Source organism: Curtobacterium sp. A7_M15 (assembly GCF_030705415.1).
Classification (GTDB): Bacteria; Actinomycetota; Actinomycetes; order Actinomycetales; family Microbacteriaceae; genus Curtobacterium.
The window spans coordinates 1-4,274 of the sequence record NZ_JAUZED010000176.1 but is presented as its reverse complement, the minus strand read 5'-3'; the positions used below and the strand labels follow the sequence as shown (position 1 = coordinate 4,274).

The 4,274-nt window shown below is 70.0% G+C and carries 5 protein-coding genes; all 5 read right to left on the bottom strand.

What is annotated here, in order from left to right; genetic code table 11:
• Positions 1-335: 335 nt before the first annotated feature.
• The 5 genes from Q7F20_RS17915 to gap all read right to left on the bottom strand — a co-directional run bounded on the left by Q7F20_RS17915 (position 336) and on the right by gap (position 4,072).
• On the bottom strand, positions 336-695 hold the full coding sequence (locus Q7F20_RS17915; RefSeq protein ID WP_070416207.1) for an RNA polymerase-binding protein RbpA: 360 nt from the start codon (positions 693-695) through the stop codon (positions 336-338).
• Positions 696-698: 3 nt separating this feature from the next.
• The gene (gene secG, locus Q7F20_RS17910; RefSeq protein WP_056124375.1) at positions 699-950 is read right to left on the bottom strand and encodes a preprotein translocase subunit SecG; all 252 of its coding nucleotides are present in this window, start codon (positions 948-950) and stop codon (positions 699-701) included.
• A gap of 120 nt (positions 951-1,070) precedes the next feature.
• Positions 1,071-1,850: a triose-phosphate isomerase gene (tpiA, locus tag Q7F20_RS17905; RefSeq protein WP_305741415.1), complete on the bottom strand. Its 780-nt coding sequence runs from the start codon at positions 1,848-1,850 to the stop codon at positions 1,071-1,073.
• Complete coding sequence (gene pgk, locus Q7F20_RS17900) at positions 1,847-3,064, bottom strand: phosphoglycerate kinase (protein ID WP_305741414.1); 1,218 nt, start codon at positions 3,062-3,064, stop codon at positions 1,847-1,849. Before pgk ends, tpiA begins: the two co-directional genes overlap by 4 nt.
• A gap of 3 nt (positions 3,065-3,067) precedes the next feature.
• Complete coding sequence (gene gap, locus Q7F20_RS17895; protein WP_305741413.1) at positions 3,068-4,072, bottom strand: type I glyceraldehyde-3-phosphate dehydrogenase; 1,005 nt, start codon at positions 4,070-4,072, stop codon at positions 3,068-3,070.
• Positions 4,073-4,274: the final 202 nt, after the last annotated feature.

The window sequence follows — 4,274 nt, the reverse complement described above, 5'->3', positions numbered from 1 at the left end:
CCTGCCCGGCGGAGCGCCGGTCTGTCCGCCCGCGCGCGCCCGCCCGGCCGTCCGCCCGCTTGGCCGAGGTCGTACGAGGTACCGCTCGGCCTCGGCATCGCAGCCGCCCAGGTCGCAGGAACTGCCGCTCCCCCGCGCGACGGGCGGCATTTCGTGCGACCCACGCGATCGGCGCGCGGCGTGTCGTGCGACCCACGCGATCGGCACGCGGCACGTCGTGCGACCCACGCACCCTCGTGCGAGCCCGCATCCCGATGAGACCCACCCACCCTGCGCACGCACGACGAAGGCCCCCGCACCGGATCGGTACGGGGGCCTTCGGACGTCTCGCGCGCCTACTTCGCGGTACCTCGACGCTGACGCAGCTGCTGGAGCGCGTCCTCGAGGAGCTGTGCCGCCTCTTCTTCGGTGCGGCGCTCCTTCACGTACGCGAGGTGCGTCTTGTACGGCTCGGTCTTGGAGACCACGGGAGGGTTCTCCTTGTCGCGACCCGCCGGGAGCCCGGTCGACGGCGAGTCCACCGTCTCGGGGATCTCGTCATCGGGGAGGCCGGCGGCGAAGTACCGCACGACCTCGTTGCCGAGGGCGTCCCAGTACGAGATTGCCACCCGCTCGGCCTGGACCCCGCGGTCCTGCTCCCCCATCGGGCCCGCACCGACGCGCGAACCCCGGATTGCACTGCCTCCGCTTGCCATGGATCAGCTCCCCGCCGTGAACTTGTTGATGAGACCGAGCACGATGATCGACACGATCCAGAGGAGACCGAGGATCACCGTGATGCGGTTGAGGTTGCGCTCGGCGACGCCGGACGCCCCGAGGTTGCTCGTCACGCCGCCGCCGAACATGTCGGAGAGGCCGCCACCGCGGCCCTTGTGCAGCAGAATGAGGAGCGTAAGCAGGAGGCTCGTGATCGCGAGCAGGACCTGCAGCACGACGGAGAGAATCGCCACGACGTACCTTTCGTGTCAGTCAGCCATCCGAGTATACCGGCCAGGTGGTCGGCCGAGGTCCCCGGGGCCGGGCGTGGCACAGGCCGGCCGCGCGACGGCGGCCGGCCTGTGTCCGGCGGGTCAGAGTCCGACGTGCTGCCGGAAGCGCGCGATGGCCGCGAACTCCTGCACGTCGAGGGAGGCGCCACCGACGAGAGCACCGTCGATGTCGGGCTCGCGGAGGAAGCCGGCGATGTTGCCCGACTTCACCGAGCCGCCGTAGAGCACCCGCGTCGCCGCGGCTGCCTCGTCGCCCCACGCCGCGGCGATCCCGCGACGGATCGCAGCGCATTCGTCCTGCGCCTGCTCGGCGGTCGCTGCCTGACCAGAGCCGATCGCCCAGACCGGCTCGTAGGCCACGACGATCTCGGACGGCTGCACGGCGTCGAGGACGACCTGCAGCTGCTCGACCGGCACGACGCCGGCGCCGCGCTCCTCGCGCTGCTCGCCGGTCTCGCCGACGCAGACCACCGGCACCAGCCCGTGTTTGACCGCCGCGGCCGTCTTCGCCGCCACGACCTCGTCGGTCTCGCCGTGCATCGTGCGGCGCTCGGAGTGCCCCACGATCACGTACTGCGCGTCCAGTGCCGCGAGGAACGCACCCGAGACGTCGCCGGTGTAGGCGCCCGACTCGTACTGGGACAGGTCCTGCGCGCCGAAGCGGATCGGCAGCTTGTCGGCCGAGATGAGCGTCTGCACGCTCCGGAGATCGGTGAAGGGCGGGAACACCGCGACCTCGACGTCGTCGAAGTCGTGGCGGGCGTCCTTCAGCGTCCACGCGAGCTTCTGCACGGTGGCGATGGCCTGGAGGTGGTCCAGGTTCATCTTCCAGTTTCCGGCGATCAGTGGCGTACGGCTCATCGAGACCACCCCAGTGCTTCGAGACCGGGGAGCGACTTGCCCTCGAGGAACTCGAGGCTCGCCCCACCACCGGTCGAGATGTGCCCGAACTGGTCGTCCGAGAACCCGAGCGACCGGACGGCAGCGGCGGAGTCGCCACCACCGACGACGCCGAGGCCGTCGACCTCGGTCAGGGCCTGCGCGACCGTCTTCGTGCCCGCGGCGAAGGCCGGGAACTCGAACACGCCCATCGGGCCGTTCCAGAACACCGTCTTCGACCCGGACACCGCCGACGCGAACCGCGCCGCCGTCTCGGGTCCGATGTCGAGGCCGATGCCGTCGGGGCCGAACGACGACGACTCGATCGCGTCGGCCGCAACGGTCTCGTGTGACGCGTCCGCCGAGAACCCGGAGGCCACGACGACGTCGGTCGGCAGGTCGATGGTCACGCCCAGCTCGTCGGCACGGGACAGGTACCCGCGGACGGTCTCGAGCTGGTCGGCTTCGAGCAGCGACTTCGCGACCCCGTGGCCCTGGGCCGCGAGGAACGTGAAGAGCATGCCCCCACCGATGCAGAGCGTGTCCACCTGCGGCAGGAGGTGGTCGATGACCCCGAGCTTGTCGCTGACCTTCGAACCGCCGAGGACGACCGTGTACGGCCGCTCGGGCGTCGACGTGAGCCGCTCGAGCACCGAGAGCTCGGTCTCGATGAGGTGCCCCGCCGCGGACGGCAGCGCGGACGCGAGCTCGTACACCGAGGCCTGCTTGCGGTGCACGACACCGAAGCCGTCGGAGACGAAGGCGTCCCCGAGGGCGGCGATGCGGTCTGCGAAGCCACCGCGCACGGCGGCGTCCTTCGAGGTCTCCTCCGGGTTGAACCGGAGGTTCTCGAGCAGCAGGACGTCGCCGTCACCGAGCTCCGCGGCGGCCGCGGTCGCTTCGTCGCCGACGGTCTCACCGACGAACGTGACCTCTTTCCCCAGCAGCTCGGAGAGACGCTGCGCCACGGGGGCGAGCGAGTACTCCGGAGCCGGCGACCCGTCGGGTCGACCCAGGTGCGAGATCACGATGACCCGCGCGCCGGCGTTGACGAGCGTGTTCAGCGTGTCGAGCGACGCGCGCACGCGGCCGTCGTCCGTGATCGTGCCGTCCTTGAGCGGGACGTTCAGGTCACAGCGGACGACGACGCGCTTGCCGGCGAGGTCGCCGAGGTCGCCGAGGGTTCGGAGCGCCATGGCTTAGAGGCGCTCGCCCACGTACTCGGTGAGGTCGACGAGGCGGTTGGAGTAGCCCCACTCGTTGTCGTACCACGAGGTGATCTTCACGAGGCCGCCGATGACCTTGGTCAGGCCGGAGTCGTAGATCGAGGAGTGCGGGTCGGTGGTGATGTCGGTCGACACCAGCGGGTCCTCGCTGTAGAGCAGGATGCCCTTGAGCGGGCCCTCGGCGGCCTCCTTGTAGGCGGCGTTGATCTCGTCGACGGTGACCTCGGACTTGGTCTCGAGGGTGAGGTCGGTGATCGAACCGGTGGGGACCGGGACGCGGAGCGCGAAGCCGTCGAGCTTGCCTGCGAGCCCGGGGAGGACGAGGCCGATGGCCTTCGCCGCACCGGTCGAGGTCGGGACGATGTTCAGGGCGGCGGCACGGGCACGACGCGGGTCCTTGTGCGGGCCGTCCTGGAGGTTCTGGTCGGCGGTGTAGGCGTGCACCGTCGTCATGAGGCCGCGCTCGATGCCGAACTTGTCGTGGAACACCTTGGCGAGCGGCGCGAGGCTGTTCGTGGTGCAGGACGCGTTCGAGATGATGTTGTGGTTCGCCGGGTCGTACTGGTCCTCGTTCACGCCGAGCACGATGGTGACGTCGTCACCCGTGGCCGGAGCGGAGATGATGACCTTCTTCGCGCCCGCGTCGATGTGCTTCTGCGCGTCGGCGGCCTTGGTGAAGAAGCCCGTCGACTCGATGACGATGTCGACACCCAGCTCGCCCCAGGGGAGGTTCGCGGGGTCGCGCTCCGCGAGGACCTTGATCGCCTTGCCGTCGACGACGATGTTGTCGCCGTCGAGCTCGACCGTCGCGGGGAGCTTGCCGGTGATGGAGTCGAACTTCAGCAGGTTCGCGAGGGCCGCGTTGTCGGTGAGGTCGTTCACCGCCACGATCTCGAGGTCGCTGCCCTTGGCCAGTGCGGCCCGGAAGAAGTTCCGGCCGATGCGGCCGAAGCCGTTGATACCGATCTTGACGGTCAATGGATCTCCTGGTGGGTGTGGAGCGCCCGGGGGGCGCTGCTTTTCGGAGTCGTGGGCCCATCGGGCCCACGTGTGGTGGACGATACGCCCCGTAACGTCGCCGTAACGACCCTAGCAGTCGGACACTGCGCGCCTGCGCGGGATGACGGTCCGTCCGGACGGTCGCGAGGAGCGCCCTGGACGCACCCCACGAACGGACGGG